The sequence below is a fragment of the Mesorhizobium sp. M1E.F.Ca.ET.063.01.1.1 genome, from assembly GCF_003998155.1.
Lineage (GTDB): Bacteria > Pseudomonadota > Alphaproteobacteria > Rhizobiales > Rhizobiaceae > Mesorhizobium.
Window position 1 is genome coordinate 1 of the sequence record NZ_RZSC01000594.1, and the last position, 3,702, is coordinate 3,702.

The following is a 3,702-nucleotide window of genomic DNA, read 5'->3' on the forward strand; positions in this document are numbered from 1 at the left end:
TCGGTGATCAGCGTCGGCAGCAGCGCCGTGGTGCCGAACGGCGCGTGCGCCCGGCAGATGGTCTCGATCGAGGCGACGTCGGGATGGTCGTTGAGCATGACGCCGCCGCCGCCATTGACCTGGATGTCGACGAAGCCGGGAACCAGCAGGCCGCCGCCGGTCTCGAACAGGGAGACGCCGGACGGAATGGCACCAGTGGGCAGAATGGCCTCGACCATGCCGTCCTTGACGACGAGGGCCGCATCGTCATGCCAGTCGGCGCCATCGAAGATGCGGGCGCCAGTGAGGGCGAAACGGTCGCTCATACGGTTTCCGTTACCTTGCGCAGGTTGCGCGGCGCATCCGGGTCGAGGCCGCGATGGCGGGCGAAGGCCTCGACGAAGCCGTAGAAGGACACGATCAGCGGCAGCGGATCGGTCAGCGGATGGCCGGTCGCGACATGCGGCAGCAGCCTGGCGTTCTTTGCCTTGCCGGAGGTGACGAAAGCGGCCGCGCCCTTGGCCGCCACGCTGTCTGCTGCTTCGGCCACCGAGGGCTCGGAGGCGTCGCGGGCGGCGAGCGCCAGGACGGGGAAGCCTGGTCCCACAAGAGCCAGCGGCCCATGCATGACCTCGGCCGCGCTGTAGGCCTCGGCATGCATGGCGCAGGTCTCCTTGAACTTCAGCGCCGCCTCGCTGGCGATCGCGAAGGACGGGCCGCGTCCCAGGATGAACAGCGACTGCGGCGTCTCGAGCGCGGCGGCGAGCGCCATCCAGTCGCAGGCGATCGCCTTCTCGAAATGCTCCGGCAGGCGGGCGAGCGCTGAAAGCAGCGGCTCATCGCCTGTGCTGTGCGCCATCAGCGCCAGGGCGGCGACAGCCGAATTGACGAAGGTCTTGGTGGCCGCGACGCTGCGCTCCGGCCCGGCCAGAATGTCGATGGCATAGTCCGAGGCCCGCGCCAGCGGCGAGTCGGCGGTGTTGGTGATGGCGACGGTCAGCGCGCCCCCGGCCCTGGCCGTTTCGGCCATGGCGACGATGTCGGGGCTTTTGCCCGACTGCGAGATGGCGAGACAGGCCGAGCCGCGCAGCCTCAGCTTCGCGCCGTAGATCGAAGCGATCGACGGGCCGACCGAAGCGACGGCGAGGCCGGCGGTCAACTCCACGGCATATTTCGTGAAGGTGGCGGCGTGGTCGGACGAGCCGCGCGCCACGGTGACGACGAAGTTCGGATCGCGCTCGCGAAGGCCGCGGCCGGCCTCGGCAAGCGCCTTGGCCGAGCCATCGAGCAGGCGGGCGGTGGCCTGCGGGATTTCCTCGATCTCGCGCCGCATATGGGTGGTGGTTGCGCTCATGGCCGGCTCTCCTCTCCCGGCCCGGTCAGCCGGAGTTCCGCGACGAAGTCATAGGCGTCGCCCCTGTAGATCGAACGGGTGAATTCGATCACCTTGCCGCTCGCCAGATAGGAAATGCGTTCGATGTGCAGTCCGGCAACCCCCGGCGGCACTTCCAGCAGGCGCGCGTCATCGTCGCCGAGATTCGCGGCCGAGATGCGCTGAACCGCCCGCACCGGACGATTGCCGGTCAGTTCCAGCGTCGCGTAGAGCGAGGAGCCGATCGTCTCTGGGTCGGGAAGGACGCTGGCCGAGATTGCCGCGCGCTCGATCGCCAGCGGTGTGTCGTTGGCGATACGCAGGCGCGCCACGCGCGCCACCAGCTCGTTCGACGACAGGCCGAGAACCATCATCTCATCAGGCGAGGGCGCGTAGAGGCCACGGTCGAGCCAGGCCGAGCGCACGACCATGCCGCGGCGCGCCATGTCTTCGGTGAAGGAGGTGAGCCGGGATAGCGACTGCTCGACGCGCTCCATGCGCGGCGCGACGAAGGTGCCGGATCCGTGGCGCTGGACGAGGATGCCGCCCTTGACCAGATCCTGCACGGCCTTGCGCACGGTGACGCGCGAGATGTCGGCCTTGCTGGCGATGTCGCGCTCGGACGGCAGCGCGTCGCCCGGGCCGATCAGGCCGCGATTGACCGCTTCCTCGATGCTTTTCCTGAGCTGCAGGTAGAGCGGCGCGCCGCTCTGCGAGGATTCTTTCAGCATGGCGAAAATCTGGTCGGCGGCGCTCATCGCGGCGCCTCCGGCAGCATGGCGAAGATCTGGTTGGCGGCGCTCACAGGGCAGCCCCCGATTTGCCGGCAAAGATGCGCACCGCCATCTGCACCGCGCCGCCGAGCGCATCGTCGAGCGGGGCTTTCAGCAGCGCCTGGTAACGCGCCGACAGACGCGGCGCATAGAGCGGCGCCAGGCCGCCGAGCAGACAAAGCGGAGCATCGTCGGCGAGATCGAGCGCGCCGAGCGAAGCCTCGACGTCGGCGACCGCCTTGTCGAGGATCCAGTTGGCGACGAGGTCGCCCTTGGCGGCATGCTCGAAAACCTTGGGCGCGAAACCGCCGAAGTCGCCGGGCTTGGCGTTGGTGGTGAATTCGACAACATCCTCGGGGTTGTTGCGGAAGACCGCGAGCATCGCCTCCGTCAGCGGCGAGCCGGGCCGGATGCCGTCATAGGCGAGCAGCGTCTGCTCGAGCAGATCGCGGCCGATGCGGGCCCCGCTGCCCTGGTCGCCGACCTGAAACCCCCAGCCGCCGATGGCGCGCGACTTGCCGTTCTTGCGCGCCATATAGGCGGTGCCGGTACCGAGGATCGCCATGGCGCCGTCGCCGGAGCCGACCGCGCCTTCGAGCGCGATCTCGGCATCGGTCTCGACGCGGCTCTTGCTGAAGGGCAGGATCGCTTCCAACTGCTGCCTGTAGGTGCCGACATTGGCGCCGGCCAGACCAAGGATGGCGGGCGTCTCAGGGATCAGCTCCGGATCCTGGCCGGCGGCGAGAAAAGCCTGCCTTGCCGCGTCGACGATGTTGGCGCGGGCGCCGGTAAGATCGGTGCGGATGTTGGCCGCGCCGCTCTTGGCGCGACCGACCACAGCGCCGTCGACGGTCGCAAGGGCCGCCCTGCAGCTGGTGCCGCCGCCATCGATGCCAAGCACGAATTTCACACGATTTTCTCCTCGCCGCGGATAATACCAATAAAATACCAATAGCCAAGCGCTAATTTCGGTTCAAAAAAAGATTAAGGCGTATTTTATTGAAAAAGCGCGGAAATTTGCCGGCAAGGAGAATGCCGGGCACGAAAAACGTTAATGGATGTGGACAAGTGGTATTTTTTTGGTATGGTCCCCTTAGTTGGAGGAAAGCGGATGGCCGAGACGCGCACGGAAGCGCTTCATCAGAATGCCGAGGGGCTGGATGTCCAGACCCCGGATGCCATCCTTTCATTCCTGGCCAATGCCCAGATCGAGGCCGCCAAGGCCGTTCACGGCGCCATTCCGGCCATCGCCGAGGCCGCGGAATTGATCGCAAGGCAATTGAAGACCGGCGGCAGGCTTGCCTATGCGGCGGCCGGCAGCTCCGGCCTGATGGCGGTTGCGGATGCGCTGGAGCTTCCCGGCACTTTCGGCATCGCGCGTGACCGCATCGCCATCCTGATCGCGGGCGGCGACGAGGCGTTCCACACGCTTGCCGGCGGGCCTGAAGACGACGTCGAGGAAGCCGCGGCGGCCGTGGCGAACGCCAATATCGGCAAGGGTGACTGCCTGATCGCCATCTCGGCCAGCGGCTCGACGCCTTACGCCGTGCAGGCCATCGGCGATGCGCGGCGCCGGGG

At 67.4% G+C, this 3,702-nt stretch carries 4 protein-coding genes and 1 pseudogene; 1 reads left to right on the forward strand and 4 read right to left on the reverse strand.

The annotated features are described in order from the left end of the window. The 4 genes and pseudogenes from EOA29_RS28765 to EOA29_RS28780 form a co-directional block, all read right to left on the reverse strand. Nucleotides 1–305 (reverse strand): annotated as a pseudogene (locus EOA29_RS28765) (N-acetylglucosamine-6-phosphate deacetylase); the annotation flags it as partial. Beyond that, nucleotides 302–1,333, reverse strand: a complete 1,032-nt coding sequence (locus tag EOA29_RS28770; protein WP_126090648.1) for an SIS domain-containing protein — start codon at nucleotides 1,331–1,333, stop codon at nucleotides 302–304. The pseudogene EOA29_RS28765 and the gene EOA29_RS28770, both read right to left, overlap by 4 nt. After that, nucleotides 1,330–2,109, reverse strand: coding sequence for a GntR family transcriptional regulator (locus tag EOA29_RS28775; RefSeq protein WP_126090647.1), 780 nt, complete (start codon nucleotides 2,107–2,109; stop codon nucleotides 1,330–1,332). Before EOA29_RS28775 ends, EOA29_RS28770 begins: the two co-directional genes overlap by 4 nt. Nucleotides 2,110–2,152: 43 nt before the next feature. Further along, nucleotides 2,153–3,034, reverse strand: coding sequence for an N-acetylglucosamine kinase (locus EOA29_RS28780; protein WP_126090646.1), 882 nt, complete (start codon nucleotides 3,032–3,034; stop codon nucleotides 2,153–2,155). 201 nt (nucleotides 3,035–3,235) lie between these two features. Between EOA29_RS28780 and EOA29_RS28785 the strand changes: the two genes are divergently transcribed. Then, a partial coding sequence (locus EOA29_RS28785) for an SIS domain-containing protein (RefSeq protein ID WP_127221940.1) occupies nucleotides 3,236–3,702 on the forward strand: 467 nt, incomplete at its 3' end.